At 41.3% G+C, this 17431-nt stretch carries 15 protein-coding genes and 6 tRNA genes; 6 read left to right on the top strand and 15 right to left on the bottom strand.

Annotated features, from left to right (window positions below):
* The first annotated feature begins 153 nt into the window (after window positions 1–153).
* Window positions 154–525: a type II toxin-antitoxin system RelE/ParE family toxin gene (locus tag ICJ55_RS04520; RefSeq protein ID WP_188157490.1), complete on the top strand. Its 372-nt coding sequence runs from the start codon at window positions 154–156 to the stop codon at window positions 523–525.
* A complete protein-coding gene (locus ICJ55_RS04515) occupies window positions 509–811 on the top strand; it encodes a helix-turn-helix domain-containing protein (protein WP_188157489.1) in 303 nt (100 codons plus the stop codon). The genes ICJ55_RS04520 and ICJ55_RS04515 overlap by 17 nt, the downstream gene beginning before the upstream one ends.
* 37 nt (window positions 812–848) lie before the next feature.
* Here the strand turns inward: ICJ55_RS04515 and rlmN are convergent, their stop codons facing one another.
* Entirely contained in the window at window positions 849–2009 is a 1161-nt protein-coding gene (gene rlmN, locus ICJ55_RS04510; RefSeq protein ID WP_188157488.1) for a dual-specificity RNA methyltransferase RlmN, read from the bottom strand.
* Window positions 2010–2256: 247 nt separating this feature from the next.
* Between rlmN and ICJ55_RS04505 the strand changes: the two genes are divergently transcribed.
* On the top strand, window positions 2257–3153 hold the full coding sequence (locus tag ICJ55_RS04505; protein ID WP_025247305.1) for a metal ABC transporter substrate-binding protein: 897 nt from the start codon (window positions 2257–2259) through the stop codon (window positions 3151–3153).
* Window positions 3154–3164: 11 nt separating this feature from the next.
* Window positions 3165–3908, top strand: a complete 744-nt coding sequence (locus ICJ55_RS04500; protein WP_188157487.1) for a metal ABC transporter ATP-binding protein — start codon at window positions 3165–3167, stop codon at window positions 3906–3908.
* Between the two features lie 47 nt (window positions 3909–3955).
* On the opposite strand, the gene ICJ55_RS04495 is transcribed toward ICJ55_RS04500, so the two are convergent.
* The 3 genes from ICJ55_RS04495 to ICJ55_RS04485 form a co-directional block, all read right to left on the bottom strand.
* Window positions 3956–4765 (bottom strand): metal ABC transporter permease, encoded by an 810-nt coding sequence (locus tag ICJ55_RS04495; RefSeq protein WP_188157486.1) that lies wholly within the window; start codon window positions 4763–4765, stop codon window positions 3956–3958.
* On the bottom strand, window positions 4758–5633 hold the full coding sequence (locus ICJ55_RS04490) for a metal ABC transporter permease (RefSeq protein WP_188157485.1): 876 nt from the start codon (window positions 5631–5633) through the stop codon (window positions 4758–4760). Before ICJ55_RS04490 ends, ICJ55_RS04495 begins: the two co-directional genes overlap by 8 nt.
* Window positions 5634–5716: 83 nt before the next feature.
* Window positions 5717–6499, bottom strand: coding sequence for a Rossmann-fold NAD(P)-binding domain-containing protein (locus ICJ55_RS04485; RefSeq protein ID WP_188157484.1), 783 nt, complete (start codon window positions 6497–6499; stop codon window positions 5717–5719).
* A 185-nt stretch (window positions 6500–6684) separates the two neighbouring features.
* Between ICJ55_RS04485 and ICJ55_RS04480 the strand changes: the two genes are divergently transcribed.
* Window positions 6685–6975 (top strand): hypothetical protein, encoded by a 291-nt coding sequence (locus tag ICJ55_RS04480; protein WP_188157483.1) that lies wholly within the window; start codon window positions 6685–6687, stop codon window positions 6973–6975.
* 97 nt (window positions 6976–7072) lie between these two features.
* Here ICJ55_RS04480 and ICJ55_RS04475 read toward each other — a convergent pair.
* The 9 genes from ICJ55_RS04475 to mfd all read right to left on the bottom strand — a co-directional run bounded on the left by ICJ55_RS04475 (window position 7073) and on the right by mfd (window position 13063).
* A tRNA-Gly gene (locus ICJ55_RS04475) sits at window positions 7073–7148 on the bottom strand.
* A 29-nt stretch (window positions 7149–7177) separates the two neighbouring features.
* Window positions 7178–7264: transfer RNA gene (locus ICJ55_RS04470), tRNA-Leu, on the bottom strand.
* 39 nt (window positions 7265–7303) lie between these two features.
* Window positions 7304–7390: transfer RNA gene (locus ICJ55_RS04465), tRNA-Leu, on the bottom strand.
* Window positions 7391–7408: 18 nt separating this feature from the next.
* Window positions 7409–7484, bottom strand: a tRNA-Gly gene (locus tag ICJ55_RS04460).
* A 24-nt stretch (window positions 7485–7508) separates the two neighbouring features.
* Window positions 7509–7595 (bottom strand) — tRNA-Leu (locus ICJ55_RS04455).
* 16 nt (window positions 7596–7611) lie between these two features.
* Window positions 7612–7687 (bottom strand) — tRNA-Gly (locus ICJ55_RS04450).
* Window positions 7688–7852: 165 nt separating this feature from the next.
* Window positions 7853–9091, bottom strand: a complete 1239-nt coding sequence (gene pepT, locus ICJ55_RS04445; RefSeq protein ID WP_188157482.1) for a peptidase T — start codon at window positions 9089–9091, stop codon at window positions 7853–7855.
* A gap of 53 nt (window positions 9092–9144) precedes the next feature.
* A complete protein-coding gene (locus ICJ55_RS04440; RefSeq protein WP_188157481.1) occupies window positions 9145–9357 on the bottom strand; it encodes a BrnA antitoxin family protein in 213 nt (70 codons plus the stop codon).
* A gap of 256 nt (window positions 9358–9613) precedes the next feature.
* Complete coding sequence (mfd, locus tag ICJ55_RS04430; RefSeq protein WP_188157480.1) at window positions 9614–13063, bottom strand: transcription-repair coupling factor; 3450 nt, start codon at window positions 13061–13063, stop codon at window positions 9614–9616.
* A 161-nt stretch (window positions 13064–13224) separates the two neighbouring features.
* On the opposite strand from mfd, the gene ICJ55_RS04425 reads away from it, so the two are divergent.
* Window positions 13225–14442, top strand: coding sequence for an aromatic amino acid transport family protein (locus ICJ55_RS04425; protein WP_188157479.1), 1218 nt, complete (start codon window positions 13225–13227; stop codon window positions 14440–14442).
* A gap of 70 nt (window positions 14443–14512) precedes the next feature.
* Here ICJ55_RS04425 and hutX read toward each other — a convergent pair whose 3' ends face one another.
* Together hutX and ICJ55_RS04415 are read right to left on the bottom strand one after the other, a co-directional pair.
* A complete protein-coding gene (gene hutX / locus ICJ55_RS04420) occupies window positions 14513–15025 on the bottom strand; it encodes a heme utilization cystosolic carrier protein HutX (protein WP_188157478.1) in 513 nt (170 codons plus the stop codon).
* 55 nt (window positions 15026–15080) lie between these two features.
* Complete coding sequence (locus ICJ55_RS04415) at window positions 15081–17411, bottom strand: TonB-dependent hemoglobin/transferrin/lactoferrin family receptor (RefSeq protein WP_482052056.1); 2331 nt, start codon at window positions 17409–17411, stop codon at window positions 15081–15083.
* Window positions 17412–17431 lie beyond the last annotated feature (20 nt).

The raw sequence follows: 17431 nt of genomic DNA, 5'->3' as shown, positions 1-17431 counted from the left end.
TTTTCATAAAGAAGGAAATTTTTAATACGAATTTTTCGATGCAGATCGCAAAAATGATGATTAGGGATTGTTTTATCTTCCTCTTTTTCCCAAGATACTTGACATCCTATAAAACCACTCTAAACTAATCACTTATGATTACAAGGAATTGTGATGGCAAATCCCCAAAATCAATCTTTAGTATACTTTGATGTTTTCCTTACAAAACAAGCTCACAAAGAATTCTTAGCACTACCTGTTTCACTCCAAGCAGCAACTGCCGATGTTATTAATGAGCTAAAATTATACGGAAATACGCTTAGTGAACCAGAAGTAAAATCTTTTCAAAATGGGCTTAAAGAACTAAGAGCAAAATCAAGAGAGGGGATTTCTCGTAGCTTCTTTTTCTTTATTAAAGGTAAGCAAGCCTATATCGTGCACATTTTTCAGAAAAAGAGCCAAAAAACACCTAAGCATAACCTCGAACTTGCCATTGAACGTATGAAGAAATTAAAACAGGAATTAGAAAATGACGAGAGATCTTGATTTAGAAGTTATCCCTTTTAATACAGTTTTAGAACAAGCAATGCAAAACGCTCAATTTAAAGAGGAATTTGATGAGCTAAGAGTACAGAGAGAATTAGCTCAAATGCTAAAACAGGCTAGATTAGATAAAAATCTCACACAAGCACAAGTTGCCGAGCTTTCAGGTATTAATGTGAAAAATATAAGCCGATTGGAGCGAGGCATAATTTCCCCTAAATATGCCACGGTTGTCCGCTACTTAAACGCATTGGGCGGCTCGTTTCAATATGTTCCAAATTTAGGATAAAAAACAAAAAGGCAGAATACCCTGCCTTTGATCTTAATTAATGCGTTTTGACATCAATCCCTTGTCCAAACTTACGTTTTTCTAGGGTACGTTTGGTGCGGTCGATAACATCACCGGCAAGCTGTCCGCAAGCGGCGTCAATATCATCGCCTCGGGTTTTACGCACTGTAACCGTAAAGCCATATTCCATTAAGGTTTTTTGGAATCGGTCTGTACGAGAATTTGAACTCTTACCATAAGGAGCTTCCGGGAACGGGTTCCAAGGAATCAAATTAATCTTACAAGGTGTATTTTTTAGCACTTCCGCAAGCTGGTGTGCGTGATCGGTACTGTCGTTTACGTGATCTAACATCACATATTCAATCGTTACTTTACCGTGGTTAGCGTTAGACACCTCTAGGTATTTATTTACCGAGTCCATTAACATTTTGATGTTATATTTTTTATTAATCGGCACTAAAATATCACGCAATTCATCATTCGGGGCGTGGAGAGAAATCGCCAATGCCACATCAATTTGCTCACGCATTTTATCTAATGCAGGCACCACACCTGAGGTAGAAAGGGTCACACGGCGTTTAGATAAACCGTAGGCAAAATCATCTAACATAATTTCCATTGCAGGAATCACGTTGTTCATATTGAGCAACGGCTCGCCCATTCCCATCATTACCACATTGGTAATCGGACGTACACCGGTTACGCCAAAGTTACCGATAATTTTAGAAGCTCGCCATACTTGCCCGATAATTTCCGACACACTTAAGTTACGGTTAAAGCCTTGTTGTGCTGTTGAACAGAAAGTACAAGCCAATGCACACCCCACTTGCGAAGAAACACAAAGGGTCGCTCGATCATCTTCAGGGATATACACGGTTTCGATTTGCTGCTCCCCTACTTGCATCGCCCATTTGATTGTACCATCTGCCGAGCGTTGTTCTACTGCCACTTCCGGTGCTTTGATTTCCGCAATGCGTTTTAATTTCTCACGCAATACCTTATTGATATTGCTCATATTATCGAAATTATCTTCCCCAAAATGGTAGATCCATTTCATTAGCTGATCGGCACGGAAAGGTTTTTCCCCCATTTCCGCAAACAGCTCACGCATTTCTTGGCGGTTTAGGTTTAATAAATTGATTTTTTCTTTCGGTTGGTCTGCTGCTCCACAGGCAGCATTAGTGATTTGTTCTGACATAAAATTTGAAAGCCTCGTTATTACACGGATTACGGCAAAAGGTTGGGGCGAACTGCCCTTGTTTTGCAATGATTTTTAAAGCCAGCAATTTTACTGGTTCTTTTGTTTTAAGGCTAGTGCTTTTTAAGTCAAAATGTTTTTGGATAAATAATATCCTTATAAAATATAAGACTATTTACATTAATCTAAATGATCTATAGAATACCCAACGATAATAATCATTCTCAATAACAAAAGGAGGCTGAAGATGAAATTATCAACAATCAAAAAAGCATTAGTCTTAACCTTTGGTTTAAGCTCTGCAATGGCAATGGCAGAACCGTTTAAAGTTGTAACTACTTTTACCGTTATTCAAGATATTGCTCAAAACGTAGCAGGTGATAAAGCTGTGGTTGAATCAATTACTAAACCCGGTGCGGAAATTCACGATTATCAACCTACACCAAAAGATATCGTAAAAGCCCAAAAAGCCGATTTAGTATTATGGAATGGTATGAACCTTGAGCGTTGGTTTGAACGTTTCTTTGAAAATGTAAAAGGTAAGCCTGCTGTTGTTGTAACCGAAGGGATTACACCAATGCCAATTACTGAAGGTGAATATAAAAATCTACCAAACCCACACGCTTGGATGTCCACTGACAATGCATTAATTTACATTGAAAATATTCGTGCAGCTTTAGTAAAATACGACCCTAAAAATGCCGAAACTTACAATGCTAATGCAAAAGCCTATGCTGAAAAAGTCAAAGGCATTGCTGAGCCACTTCGCCAACGCTTAGCCTTTATTCCTGAACAACAACGCTGGTTGGTTACAAGTGAAGGGGCATTCAGCTATCTTGCAAAAGACTACAACTTAAAAGAGCTTTATTTATGGGCAATCAACGCCGAAGAGCAAGGCTCACCGAAACAAGTTAAAAAAGTGATTGATGGCGTGAAAGCGAATAAAATCCCTGTTGTCTTTAGTGAAAGTACCGTTTCAGATAAACCTGCTAAACAAGTAGCGAAAGAAACCGGTGCGTTATACGGTGGTGTGATTTATGTAGATTCACTTTCAGAAAAAGATGGTCCTGTACCAACTTATTTAGATCTACTGAATGTTACCATCAGCACCATTGTTGAAGGTTTCGAGCGTAGTAAAAAATAACCAGAGTTAAAATGACAACACATTCAACCTCCATTTCCGTCGAAAATTTATCCGTCCGCTACAATAACGGACACATAGCCTTGCACGATGTTTCATTTCATCTTGAAGATGGCACAATCTGTGCATTAATCGGGGTAAATGGAGGGGGTAAATCCACACTTTTTAAAAGTTTAATGGGGCTGGTAAAACCGCTTACCGGCTCGGTTAAACTAAGTCAATTACCCATTTCTAAAGCCTTAAAGCAAAATTTAGTCTCTTATGTGCCACAAAGTGAAGAGGTAGACTGGCAATTCCCTGTTTCTGTTTATGATGTCGTAATGATGGGGCGATACGGCTATATGAATTTCTTGCGTATTCCTCGTGGAATTGACAAACAAAAAGCAGAACAAGCAATGGAGCGTGTCGGTGTTTTGCATCTGAAAGAACGACAAATTGGTGAACTTTCCGGCGGGCAAAAAAAGCGTGTCTTTCTCGCCCGAGCCTTAGCCCAAGAAAGTAAGATTATTTTGTTAGATGAACCTTTTACAGGTGTTGATGTAAAAACTGAAAATGCCATTGTTGAATTGCTCAAACAGCTCAAAGAAGAAGGGCATTTGATTTTAGTTTCTACTCATAATCTTGCCAGCGTGCCAAGTTTTTGCGATCAGGTGTTAATGATCAACCGAACATTATTAGCCGTAGGCAAAACAGAAGAAACCTTTAATAATCAAAACCTAGAAAGGGTATTTGGTGGTTTATTGCATTATCAAAAATAGTGTTTGAACAATAGGGAGGCTAACGCACTCCCTATTTTTTATTTGTGTTAGCGGATTTTAGAATACGCAAAACTTAGGAAAAAAATGACCGCTTGTACTAGAATGATAGTCGGACCTGTAGCAGCATCAATATGGTAGCTTAGTAAAGTGCCAAATACAGATGAACCGACTGAAATCACTAACGCAATGGCAAGCATTTTATCAAACCGCTTTGTGAGCAAGTAAGCAGTAATCCCCGGTGTAATCAGCATTGCCACCACTAAAATCACCCCTACAACTTGCATTGCACTGATAATAGTTAAAGCTAATAGTGATAGCAAGCCATAGTGCAATAATTTCACCGGTAAACCAACCACTTTGGCTTGGTTCATATCAAAACAATAAAGTAAAAAATCTTTACGTTTGAGCAGCATAACTGTAAAGGTGAAAAGGCTGACTACTACTGTTTGGATTAAATCGCTTTTCGTTACACCCAATAAGTTTCCAAATAAAATATGGGTTAAATGTTCACCCGTATTAAATACGGTAAATAACAGAATCCCAAAGGCAAACATCCCCGAAAACACAATCCCCATAATGGTGTCTTCTTTTAAACGACTGTTCTCTTTTAAATAGCCAACCGATAACGCACAAAATAAGCCTGAAGAAAATGCACCAATCGCAAGTGGTAAACCTAATAATGAAGAAATAACGACACCCGGCAATACTGCGTGGGAAATCGCATCGCCCATTAAAGACCAGCCTTTTAATACCAAATAGCAAGAGAGAACGGCACTCACACTCGCCACCAAAATAGCTGTGATAAGGGCAGTTTGCATAAACTCAAACTGAAGAGGTTCTAAAATCCAATCAAGCATTTTGCTCCTCTCCCTTTAGCTCTTTTTCTTTCACAAATTGACGTTTTTGCGACACTAAACCATATTTAGGAGCGAAACAAAATGCAGCGAGAAAAATCAAGGTTTGCAGGCATACAATCACCGCCCCTGTTGCCCCATCTAAAAAGTAACTTAAATAAGCCCCCAGCCCTGAAGTAACTGTGCCGATAATCATTGCAATCATCACGACTTTAGAGAAACGATCCGACAATAAATACGCCGTTGCTCCCGGTGTTACCACCATCGCAATCACTAAAATTGCCCCAACAGTTTGTAATGCCACTACCACACAGGCACTTAACAGGGTAAAGAAGATGACTTTATAGCGTAATGGCGAAATACCCACTGAAAGAGCGTGGTGCTCGTCAAAAAAGACGAGTAGCAAATCCTTCCAAAATAGGATCAAACCGAGTAACGAAATGGCGATAATCAGTACCACTTGCCACAAATCTTCATCAGCAATCCCTAAAATATTTCCCATCACAATGGAATTTACATCCACTGATGTCGGATTTAAGGAAACAATAAACATTCCTAAGGCAAAAAAGGTGGTAAAAATAAAGCCGATGACAGCATCTTCTTTAATTTTTGTGAGGCTTTTTACCCAAAGAATTGATAATGCCGCCAAAATCCCCGAAAAAAACGCCCCAACGGCATAAGGTAATTTTAACGCATAAGCAATGGCAACTCCCGGCACGACTGCGTGCGACAAGGCATCACCAATTAAAGACCAGCCTTTTAACATTAAAAAGGCGGAGAGAAAAGCACAAACCAAGCCCACTCCCATACTCACAAAAATCGCTTTTTGCATATAGTTGTAGGCAAAAGGTTCTAATAAAACATCAAGCATAAAATCCTAATAAGTTGTTGATAATAGTTCGCATATACTATCACATAAACCACTTAGTATGTAGGGATTAAGTCTGTATTTTGCTAAATATCCAACTTAAAATCATAAGGATTAGGATAACGGTACACAAAGCCCAATTCTTTGCAAATTTTTTTCGCCTTTACCACTCTTACAAGCGGTTGATTTTCTTCAGAAAATTGCAAATCTCTCAAGTCAAAACGTCTTGCCATTTCACTATAATACGCTTTACGAGTAGGGTGCTGCTCTGCACATAAATGGAAAATGCGTTGCCCGTTTGGTTTTGCTAAAAGCAGGGAAATTGCCGCAATGCAATCCTCTAAATGCACTAAATTCACAGGCTGCTCTGCCCCACTTAAATTTTGCTTACCTGCTAAGTAAAAAACAGGGTGGCGTGTTTTGCCCACAAGCCCCGCTAAACGCACAATATCGCAATGAATAGGTAAGCTAAGCAACCAATGTTCTACTTTAGCTAAAAGAGAAGTTGGCTCAATTTCCGCATTTTCATCAAAAACGCCCGCTTCCATTGGCAAAACAGAAGTCGAACTGGTAAAAATGATATGCTTTAAGCCTTTTTCTATTGCGGTAGAAACCAGATTTTGGATACCTACGAGGTATTTTTCCGGCTCTATTTTTGAGGGAGGTAATGCAATAATCATTGCATCAACAGTTAATAATTTTTCAATATGATTATTGATAGCTAAGTTATTCAAATCAAGCGAATAGCACTCAATCGACATATCAGACACCGCTCTTTTCGAGCCAATTACTTTCCAGCCCTCTTTTTGCATATGCTCCGCCAATGGCAATCCAAGCCACCCTAAGCCAAGAATAGTCAGTTTTTTCATTTCATTTTCACTTATTTATTTGAAACTCAAACAGGTAATACCAGTTAATCCGCAACCTTAAATTGCTCAAAAAAAAAACAATTGTGTATAATGCTTCTGTAACTTAAAAACAGAGTTACTCCATAAGCTATAAGCCATCATCGGCTATTTTGCTTAATTTTACAAATTAATATGAGGATTTTTTTATGAAAAAATTAACACTCGCACTCTTTATCTCAGGTTTTGCATTATCAGCACAAGCAAGTGAATACCCTGCTAAATGTAAAGAACTAATTGATTTAACCTTTGAAGCGGCTGAACTACAACCAGAAATCAAAGCTCAATTAGGTATGACTAAAGAAGAGATGTTAAAAGTGTCTGAAGATGCTTGGAAAACAATGAGCGATGCAGACAAACAATCAGCACTTGCAGGCTGTAAAGCAGCTGCTGAACAACAAAAACAAGTAGTTGAAGCATTAAAAGCTCAGAAGAAATAATCTTTCAAATCAAATCCATACTACGGTATGGATTTTTTATTGCCTAATAAAATTGAGATATAAAAAAAGCACCTTCTGGTGCTATCGTTCTTTAGATTGGAGCGGGAAACGAGGCTCGAACTCGCGACCCCGACCTTGGCAAGGTCGTGCTCTACCAACTGAGCTATTCCCGCATATTTGGTATTTTTTTAAATTACCGAAATGGTGCCCGAGGCCAGACTTGAACTGGCACGCCCCGAAAGGCGAGGGATTTTAAATCCCTTGCGTCTACCGATTCCGCCACTCGGGCTTCGATAATTTTTTGATTTTAAATTGTTATTTTTCTAAATGGTGCCCGAGGCCAGACTTGAACTGGCACGCCCCGAAAGGCGAGGGATTTTAAATCCCTTGCGTCTACCGATTCCGCCACTCGGGCGACACGATATAGAAAAATTGGAGCGGGAAACGAGGCTCGAACTCGCGACCCCGACCTTGGCAAGGTCGTGCTCTACCAACTGAGCTATTCCCGCAAATTTTAAATATTGATTTCTAAATGGTGCCCGAGGCCAGACTTGAACTGGCACGCCCCGAAAGGCGAGGGATTTTAAATCCCTTGCGTCTACCGATTCCGCCACTCGGGCAACACGATATAGAAATTGGAGCGGGAAACGAGGCTCGAACTCGCGACCCCGACCTTGGCAAGGTCGTGCTCTACCAACTGAGCTATTCCCGCATTTAAAAACGCTACGAAGCTCGTAGCGTTTCAACAGGTGCATATTCTATGGATTTCCGCTTCAAAGTCAAATAAATTTGCAGGAAATCTTTAAAAAATAGTTTAACTGGCGAAAAATAATGCTTTTTACAAATTTTTTGCCAAATTTAACCGCTTGCGATCGCTTTATTTGGCGAAATAGTATTCAGCAAATTTTTGGCTGATTCCAATAATCACTTTCGCCGCTTTTTCCATCGTATCGACCGAAATAAATTCAAAACGTCCGTGGAAATTTTCGCCACCGGTGAATAAATTCGGGCAAGGCAAGCCCATAAAGGAGAGACGTGAACCGTCTGTACCACCACGGATTGGCTCTAAATTCGGCTCAATGCCCTGCTCACGCATCACTTTTTCTGCAATTTCAATCAGGTACGGATAGCCATCTAGTACCTCACACATATTTCGATATTGTTCAACAATCTCGACTTTTCCGCAATTTTCGCCATAAATTCGTTGCATTTCGGTCATCGTTTGCGTCAGATAGCCCCCTAATGTTGCTAACTCTTCACGGGAGAAGCTACGCAGAATATAGTGAATTTCCGCTTTATCAATTCCGCCTTCAATGCCGTGTAACATAATGAAGCCTTCACGCCCTTCGCTAGTGGCAGGGGTTAAATGTGGCGGTAAACGATGCTGAAATTCGCAAGCACGTTCTAAGGCGTTGATTATTTTGCCTTTTGCCGTGCCGGGGTGAACGCTGCGACCGAAGAAGGTTACTGTTGCCGCATCTGCGTTAAAATTCTCATATTGCAACTCGCCGAGTGGACCACCGTCGAGGGTGAATGCCACATCTGCACCAAACGCTTTTACATCAAAATGATCTGCACCACGCCCGATCTCTTCATCGGTGGTAAAGCCGACTCGGATTTTGCCGTGTGGGATTTGTGGGTTGGCTTGCAAGTATTCGATTGCAGAGAGAATAATCGCAATGCCCGATTTGTCATCTGCACCAAGTAGGCTTGTACCGTCGGTGGTTACGAGCGTGTTGCCAATGAGCTTGTTTAAATTCGGGAAATCCTGTGGCGATAGGCGATCACCACTCCCTTTTAACAGAATATCCCCGCCCTCATAGCGTTCGATTACCTGTGGCTTCACATTTTCGCCATTAAAGTCAGGTGAAGTATCGACGTGAGCAATTAAGCCAAGCACAGGGATTTCCTTGTCGGTATTCGCCGGAAGAGTGGCAAACAGATAGCCGTTAGGGTCGAGATAAATCTCGGTCAATCCCATTGCTTCCACCTCTGCTTTCAACAGATTGAGCAAATCCCATTGTTGAGGCGAGCTTGGCACGCTGTTACTTTTCGGATCGGAGGTGGTATAAATTTGGGTATAACGCAAAAGGCGGTTAAGAAGAGCTTGTTTCATATCGTGTCCTTAATCATAAAATTTGCAATATTTTAGCCAAAATCGACCGCTTGTTACCAACTAATTGTGGGTTTTCGTTTCTCTGCGACACAATCTTTTAAATAAAGATTGATCAAAGTTTGGTATGGCAAGTTCACTTCTTCGGCAAGCTGTTTGAAATAGCTAATCACCTCATCTTCAATCCGAATTGTTACCACACTTTTGCTTTTTAACCCTTTTGCATAAGGGTTTTGCACACCGTTAGAAAAATCGTATTCTTCTCTCATTTAATGTACTCCTCTATATTGTCGGCTTTCACGTTTAGTTGCCAAGCGAGCCGAAATAATCCGAATGTTAGTGTTTCTCTCGCAATGTACTACAATTTGCTCCATTGCCAGTTTACTCCCTCTTTAATGTAAATAAAATATATTTACAAAGTATTTTTTAGGTAATAAACAGGCTAAATGAAATTCTCGGTTTCATAATAAACAAAAACGATTTTTACGACACAGATCGCAAAAATCGTTTTGGGGATTGACTTCGTTATTCGCCTAGAATCTGTTTTAGCAAACTTTCCACAAATTCCAACCGCTTGTTGTTTTCTTCAAGCGGTAATCTAAACTTAAACTTCACTGCCCCTTCAAAGCTGTAAACCGCTGGTTGTTTTTGAATAAGCTGAATAAACTTCATCGGATCCGGCTGGGCGGTTGGTTTAAATTCCAAATAACCGCCGTGGATGCCGGCATCGATTTTCTTCAAGCCGAGCGGTTGGGCGGTAAGGCGGAGTTGGGTAATCGCAAACAGGTTTTTAGTCGCCTCGGGCAGTAATCCGAAGCGGTCGATCAGCTCGATTTTGAGATCTTTGAGCTGTTCATCACTCTCGGAACTGGCAATACGTTTGTAGAACGACAGTCGCATATTCACATCCGGCAGGTAGTCGTCCGGAATTAATGCCGGCACTCGCAACTCAATCTCAACTTGGTTTTGGGTGATTTCGTCCAAGGTCGGTTCACGCCCTTCCTGTAAGGCTTTCACTGCATTTTCGAGCAAATCCATATAGAGCGAGAAGCCAATGCTCTCAATCTGTCCGCTCTGTTCCGAACCGAGTAATTCGCCCGCCCCGCGGATTTCTAAATCGTGGGTCGCAAGGACAAAACCTGCACCGAGATTGTCGATAGTACTCATCGCCTCCAAGCGTTGCTCAGCGTCTTTGGTCAGTGTTTTCGGGTGTGGAGTGAGCATATAGGCGTAGGCTTGGTGGTGGGAACGCCCCACACGCCCACGCAGTTGGTGGAGCTGTGCCAAGCCGAATTTATCCGCCCGTTCGATAATAATTGTGTTAGCAGTTGGCACGTCAATCCCGGTTTCGATAATGGTCGAGCAGACCAGCAGATTAAAGCGTTGATGATAAAAATCGCTCATCACTCGCTCTAATTCTCGCTCACGCATCTGCCCGTGACCAATCACCACACGGGCTTCCGGCACCAGTTGGCTCAATTTTTCGGCACAATTTTCAATCGTAGCAACATCGTTATGCAGGTAGTAAACCTGTCCGCCACGCAGAATTTCACGCAAAATCGCTTCTCGAATCACCGCTTCATCGCTTTGTCGCACAAAGGTTTTAATGCTCAGACGACGAGCCGGTGGGCTGGCGATAATCGAGAGATCACGCATACCGTTCAACGCCATATTCAGCGTTCTTGGAATTGGCGTGGCGGTGAGCGTGAGAATATCGACATTCGCTCGCAGCTGTTTGATTTTCTCTTTTTGACGCACGCCGAAACGGTGTTCTTCGTCAATCACCAGCAAGCCGAGATCACGGAAAGCGACATCGTCCTGCAACAGTTTGTGCGTGCCGACTAAAATATCCACCTTGCCTTCCGCCACTTTTTCCAAAATCGCTTTCTGCTCTTTGGCGGTTTTAAAACGGGAAAGCACTTCCACGTTCACAGGATAGTTCGCAAAACGGTCTTTAAAATTCTCGTAATGTTGCTGGGCAAGCAAAGTGGTCGGGGCGAGAATAGCAACCTGCTTATGGTTCATCACCGCCAAGAACGTTGCCCGAATGGCCACTTCGGTTTTACCGAAGCCGACATCGCCACACACGAGCCGATCCATCGCCTTCGCTTGGCACATATCGCTGATCACCGCATTGATCGCCATTTTCTGATCGTCCGTTTCCTCGTAGGGGAAAGTCGCACTGAAACGGTCGAATTCCGCTTTGTCGTAAGCAAAAGCGAAGCCAGTCTGGCTCTCTCGTTTGGCATAAACATCGAGCAACTCCGCCGCTACATCACGGATTTTCTCCGCCGCTTTTTGACGGGTTTTCGCCCACGCTTCCGAGCCGAGTTTGTGTAATGGAGCGGTTTCGTCCGCACCGCCGATATAACGGCTGATTAAATGTAATGACGCCACCGGCACATAGAGTTTGGCATCGTTGGCGTAATGTAGCACGAGATATTCCGCTTTCATTCCACCTGCGTCCAGCACGGTCAAACCGCCGTAGCGACCCACGCCGTTTTCCAAATGCACTACCGCTTGTCCGATTTTGAGTTCCGCTAAGTTGCGGATTAGGGTGTCAGGATTGACGGTTTTACGGTTTTTTTCGCTGCGTTTTTGTTGGACTTTTTCGCCAAGCAGATCGGTTTCGCAAATAATTGCCAAATTTCGACCGCTTTTTTCAATCACAAACCCTTGATCCAAATTGGAAATCATCAACGCAAGCGGTTCAATTTCATCGGAAATTTGCAAAATCTGCTTCGGCTTCACCCCCAACGGAGCAAGCAGATCCAACAAGGTTTCACGCCGTCCTTCACTCTCCACCGAAAACAGAATATCGCCCTTGAATGTTTGGCGGAACTGTTGGAAAACGGTAAACGGCTCTTTTGCCCCTGATTGAATTGCTAAATCAGGTAAATTCGCTACATTTGCATTCATTTTCGCCGCAGATTTACGGATTTTCTCGGCGGTTATGCTTAAACGTGGGTAACCTTTGAGCCAACTGTTCACTTCATCAATCGCAAACCAGAGATCGCTCGGTGGTAATAACGGACGCATCGGATCGACTCGGCGACTTTCATAGCGATTTTGCGTATCTTGTTGAAATTGTTCAGCTTTCTGCTGAATGTCGGCGTAAGTGATAAACAGCGTATTTGGGTTGAGGTAGTCAAACAGGCTTGCCATTTCCGCAAAAAACAGCGGTTGCCAATACTCAATCCCAGCGTTCAAAATGCCTTTGCTGACCTGCTGGTAAATATGCTCAGGCTCACGGCGGATTTCGCCGAAAGTTTCACGGAATTTGGTGCGAAAATGCTCAATACCGTTGCTATCTGTCGGGAACTCGTGAGCCGGTAGTAGATTGATTTCGGCAATTTCTGCCTTCGTACGTTGGCTATCGACATCAAAGGTGCGGATAGTGTCGATTTCATCGTCAAAAAAATCCAAGCGGAACGGCTCGTCCGCCCCCATTGGGTACAAGTCGAGAATTGCCCCACGCACCGCATATTCGCCATATTCCAGCACCTGATCCACCGCCCGATAGCCGGCATTTTCCAACTGCAAACGCAGGTTTTGAATCGAAAAACGGTCGCCTTTTTTAATCAGCAACACATTGTTGGCAAGATAACTCGGCGGACAGACCTTCTGCATTAAGGTGTTGATTGGTAACAAGAAAATCTGCTTACGCCCTTGTTGTAGCTCGAACAGGGCGGAAAGTCGGGCGGAAATAATATCTTGATGTGGCGAAAAATTATCATACGGCAATGTCTCCCAATCAGGGAAAAGTTGCACCGGCAGATTGGCAAATTGCGGCAACGATTTTTCCAGCCGTAACGCCGTGCGGGTATCAGGGGTAACGACTACCGTCAAACCGTTAAACTGTTGAGCAGCTTGGCTAATGGCAAGCGTGTCAGAATGCCCGACTAAATTACCGAGCGTTTGGTGATCTTGAAAATTGCCGCCAATTTGCGGCAGATTAAATGAAATTAGAGACATACAAGCGGTCTATTTTTGATAAAAAATTACAAATTGTCTCTAGTTTACTAAAGCCAACTAGATTGTGCAAAATAAGCTGAAAAATTATTCTATCTCTCCCGATAGCATTGCTGAAAATTTCTGATAGAATAAATTCCCTTTTTAATTTACTCAAAAAAACTATGAAAAATAAAATCTTAGGAAGTGCATTAATGATTGCAGGCACCACAATCGGTGCGGGTATGCTTGCAATGCCGCTAACCTCTGCGGGTATGGGTTTTGGTGCAACTGCTTTATTACTCATTGGGTTATGGGCATTATTGGCTTATACAGGCTTGTTATTTATGGAGGTATATCAAACCGCTCCACAAAAAGATGTGGGGGTAGCAAGCCTCGCGGAGCAGTATTTTGGTTTGTTCGGACGTGCTTTAGCGACTTTTAGCTTGCTTGTTCTACTCTATGCATTACTTTCAGCTTATATTACCGGCGGTGGTTCACTGCTTAGTGGTATTATGCCGGAAATGGTAGATGCTGATATGAAACTTAAAATCAGCATTTTAATTTTTACAGTGGTATTAGGTTCCTTTGTTGTAGTTGGTGTGAAATCCGTTGATGGTTTAACCCGAGTGCTGTTTCTTGGAAAAATCATCGCTTTCATTGCCGTGTTAGTGATGATGTTACCAAAAGCGAAACTAGAAAACTTAACTGCTATTCCGTTAGATAATTTATTAGTGCTTTCTGCTGTGCCTATTTTCTTTACAGCATTTGGTTTCCACGTGATTATGGGAACAATCAATACCTATTTAGATGCTGATATTGGCAAAATCCGTAAAGCTATTTATATCGGTACAGCTATTCCGTTAGTTGCTTATTTATTATGGCAATTGGCTACGCACGGTGTATTAAGTCAAAACGAATTTACGACTATTTTAAAACAAGACCCTACTTTAAACGGCTTAGTAACTGCAACCAGCCAAATTACAGGTAGCACAATTTTAGGCGAAATGGTTCGTTTGTTCTCTGTACTTGCATTAATTACCTCATTTTTAGGTGTTGCAATGGGAATTTTTGAAGGTGTAGGTGATTTATTAAAACGCTTGAACCTACCAAACAATCGTTTATGGCTAACCGTTGCAACTTTTACTCCGCCACTGTTGTTTGCGTTGTTCTATCCGGACGGTTTTATTATGGCTTTAGGTTATGCAGGTTTATTATTTGCCTTCTATGGAATGATTTTACCTATCGGTTTGGCGTGGAAAGCTCGCAAACAGCACCCAAATCTGCCTTATCGTGTGATTGGCGGTAATTTAGCCTTAGTTATCGCCTTAATCGCAGGTATTTGCATTATGGTCATTCCATTTTTAATTCAGCTGGGTTATTTACCACAAGCTGTGGGTTAATAAACCGATAAAGGCTACGATTTATCGTAGCCTTTTTACAAGCGGTTAAATTTGAGTAATCTTTTGCAAGTTAGCCGATTAATTTATATAACGCCCTGATTTGATCTTCTTTTAATGCCCCACCTACTTTTTCTCTGCCAACAAAAATCTTAAACATCGCATTCCCTTTTTTGTTGATAAACACCAACGAAACCGTGCGTTTTCCCATAAATGGACGATCTAATAGATAAATTTTAGCACAATTTTCATAGCGTAAATGCCCTTGTAAACCGCCATTCTCTTTGTGTTCAAAATTGTAAAATCCACGAGAAATTGAACCGCTTGGTAATTTACCAACAAACTCAACAATCGTATCTTCCGTATGCGAAATAAAGGTAATTGCATCGTCCCATTCGTGAATTTCTTGTAGAATTTCAGCGAAACGCTTTCCATCTGTTACTTTAAGCATATCCTGGGGGAGGCTAAGCATTACTTCTTCCAGCGAACATTGATATTTCGAAGCAATCATCTCTAAAATTTGACCTGAATTTTCATTTAATTCATTGCGTAAAGTGGCTTGTTGTTCTAGAGTTAAAACTGACATTGTTTCTCCTTTAATCAGATAAAAATCGGACACATTAATGTATCCGAATATTTCATTAGAACTTAATCTCTATTGATGCTGAGTAATTACGACCCGGTGCATAGAAACGCTGTAAACCTTTTCCGTCTCTATCTACTACATTGGTTGTGCTATTTGCATTAATACCTCTTAAGGCGTCCCAAGTGTGGTAGGTTCGGTTAAACAGGTTATAGACACCCGCCCTTAACGTAATATTTTTAGTCGCTTTATAGTATCCAAAAAGATCAAACACATAGGCTGATTTATTGAGATATTTATAGGTGGTAACTTTGGGAGCATAGCCTCTTGAACTATAAACATTTTCAACAACCTGAGCATCTTTGGCTTTTTTCGCTCCAAGATAAGTTAAGCGATTGAAAATACCCCATTTACCGTCCGCAACTTCATAATCTAAACCAAAAATTGCTTTAACAGGTTGAATAGATAATAAACTACTTTCGGTAGAAAGTTTCCCTTTACTATAACCAACTGCACCTGATACTTTCCAGCCATTCAAATGTTCTGTAAATGAGCCAAGATTGAGAGCTAATTTTGCTTCCAATCCCCTAATTCGGGCTTTATCAATATTGACCATTTGCTGTCTAGGTGTTTCAAAATATCTTGAACAACCATAATAAGCACATTGTCTATAGTAAATATTGTAGTTTTTAACGATAGTTTCTTGCTCAAATAAGAAATCTTTATAGTTGCTTTGATAAAGATTTAAATCAAAGCTCCCTTTCTTATCTTCCGCAGTAACTGAAAGCGTATGAGTAATGCTACGCTCAGCTCTTAAATCAGGGTTAGATTGCCATTTTCCATAAGGGCTATCAAAGGTAAAATACATCTCTGATGCGGTTGGAATACGGTAACCTGAGCCAACGTTATAACCCACTTTCCAAACATCATTAAGCTGAGCTTCTAAATCAAGAAAGCTACTTACTGTTTTAAAAATAGCCTTATCAGGCTTACCCTCACGTTTACACGCGGCACTGCAAGCTGCATTTAACTCTTGTGGCGTTAATTTTTCATAATTAAAACGTGAACCAAACTGAGCGGTAATAATAGGCGACCAGTTATCAAATGTAGGATTCCAGACTACTTTATCCTTAATCGTTACTCCTAACTGAATTGTTCTCACAGGATACTGAATAGTGTATTCACTGGTTGGTGCCCCAATAATCGTATCGTAATTGATGTTTTTAAAATCCCGTCTACCGACAAAGGCTGACACCGCAAGCTGATGTTCACCCAAGGCTTTATAAGGAAACTCAAACGGCTGGCTATCCGCTTGCATACTCACTCGAGTATATTTTGTTTTCATTCGGCGATCATAAATTTCCATCAACTCTTTGGGATTGCTCTGGTTTGTGAGAAAGTTCCAAGATCTGAGACCTTTATAATTTACTGCTGCCAAATCTGTATATTGGTAGTCAATATCGGTTTTAAATAATGCTAAATACCTAGATTCAGGGGTAAAAGCGTAATTTACATTCGCATTAACACGCTTGTTCTGGTCATCAGCTTCACGCCATAATGAACCTATTGAAGTATAAGAAAGCTCGTCAGTATAACGGCTACCTTTTTGTCCATTAATCGAAAAAGCAACTCTATGCTCCGGGTTAAAGGCATAACCTAACTTGAATAAATAATTGTTGGTACGATGTCTTACCGGATCCGGCTTTTGTCTGGCACTAAATAATTCAATATCGCCACGCCCATTACTCTTGAGCTCGTGCCCTGCTCGATGGGAATAGAGCAATGCAACATCCAACTTTTCACCAAGATAGCCGACACCAACCGTTTTAACCCATTCTCTGTTTTTACTTGAATAGCCTGCTTTCGCTAAACCACCAAATCGATTTCCATTAGATACTAAATCAACTGCATCTAAGGTTTTATAGTTTACCGAACCGCCTAACGAACCACTGCCACTATTAAAAGAGTTTGCTCCTCGATAAATATCAATACCCGTTGTTAATTCAGGATCAATACTTAGTCTGGAAGAGTTAAAATTACCATAGCGACCATATAATGAGTTTTCTTCCGAATCAGGCAAAGAAACCCCATCTATACTAATACCAACACGGTTTCCCTCAACGCCCCTCATTGCAAAGCCTTTTAGATGGCGACCATTATCACTAATACCGACATCTGTTGTATAGCGAACAAGATCTCGGCTATCATTGATCATCTCTTGCTGAACTGCTTTACGTGATTTCTGAATTAAATTTGCCTTAGTTTCTTTTTCCGTAACCACAACTTGCTCAAGTTCTACCGCTTCCTCAGCGAATACAGGCTGAATTGCAAAAAAACTGAAAAAAAGACCGCTTGCAATAGATTGTTTTTTATTCATATCAAATCCTATTTTGCTCCCCTTTTAAAATT

The organism is Mannheimia bovis (assembly GCF_014541205.1).
Taxonomy (GTDB): Bacteria; Pseudomonadota; Gammaproteobacteria; order Enterobacterales; family Pasteurellaceae; genus Mannheimia; species Mannheimia bovis.
The sequence above is the reverse complement of the archived record's forward strand: the minus strand, read 5'-3'. Positions and strand labels throughout refer to the sequence as shown.

What these genes read in the sequence shown, in the direction of transcription:
- ICJ55_RS04500 (WP_188157487.1), top strand. Translation starts at nt 3,165, where the DNA reads ATGACAACACATTCAACCTCCATTTCCGTCGAAAATTTATCCGTCCGC.
- mfd (WP_188157480.1), bottom strand. Translation starts at nt 13,063, where the DNA reads ATGTCTCTAATTTCATTTAATCTGCCGCAAATTGGCGGCAATTTTCAA.
- ICJ55_RS04440 (WP_188157481.1), bottom strand. Translation starts at nt 9,357, where the DNA reads ATGAGAGAAGAATACGATTTTTCTAACGGTGTGCAAAACCCTTATGCA.
- ICJ55_RS04495 (WP_188157486.1), bottom strand. Translation starts at nt 4,765, where the DNA reads ATGCTTGATTGGATTTTAGAACCTCTTCAGTTTGAGTTTATGCAAACT.
- pepT (WP_188157482.1), bottom strand. Translation starts at nt 9,091, where the DNA reads ATGAAACAAGCTCTTCTTAACCGCCTTTTGCGTTATACCCAAATTTAT.
- rlmN (WP_188157488.1), bottom strand. Translation starts at nt 2,009, where the DNA reads ATGTCAGAACAAATCACTAATGCTGCCTGTGGAGCAGCAGACCAACCG.
- ICJ55_RS04515 (WP_188157489.1), top strand. Translation starts at nt 509, where the DNA reads ATGACGAGAGATCTTGATTTAGAAGTTATCCCTTTTAATACAGTTTTA.
- ICJ55_RS04480 (WP_188157483.1), top strand. Translation starts at nt 6,685, where the DNA reads ATGAAAAAATTAACACTCGCACTCTTTATCTCAGGTTTTGCATTATCA.
- ICJ55_RS04490 (WP_188157485.1), bottom strand. Translation starts at nt 5,633, where the DNA reads ATGCTTGATGTTTTATTAGAACCTTTTGCCTACAACTATATGCAAAAA.
- ICJ55_RS04485 (WP_188157484.1), bottom strand. Translation starts at nt 6,499, where the DNA reads ATGAAAAAACTGACTATTCTTGGCTTAGGGTGGCTTGGATTGCCATTG.
- ICJ55_RS04505 (WP_025247305.1), top strand. Translation starts at nt 2,257, where the DNA reads ATGAAATTATCAACAATCAAAAAAGCATTAGTCTTAACCTTTGGTTTA.
- ICJ55_RS04425 (WP_188157479.1), top strand. Translation starts at nt 13,225, where the DNA reads ATGAAAAATAAAATCTTAGGAAGTGCATTAATGATTGCAGGCACCACA.
- ICJ55_RS04520 (WP_188157490.1), top strand. Translation starts at nt 154, where the DNA reads ATGGCAAATCCCCAAAATCAATCTTTAGTATACTTTGATGTTTTCCTT.
- hutX (WP_188157478.1), bottom strand. Translation starts at nt 15,025, where the DNA reads ATGTCAGTTTTAACTCTAGAACAACAAGCCACTTTACGCAATGAATTA.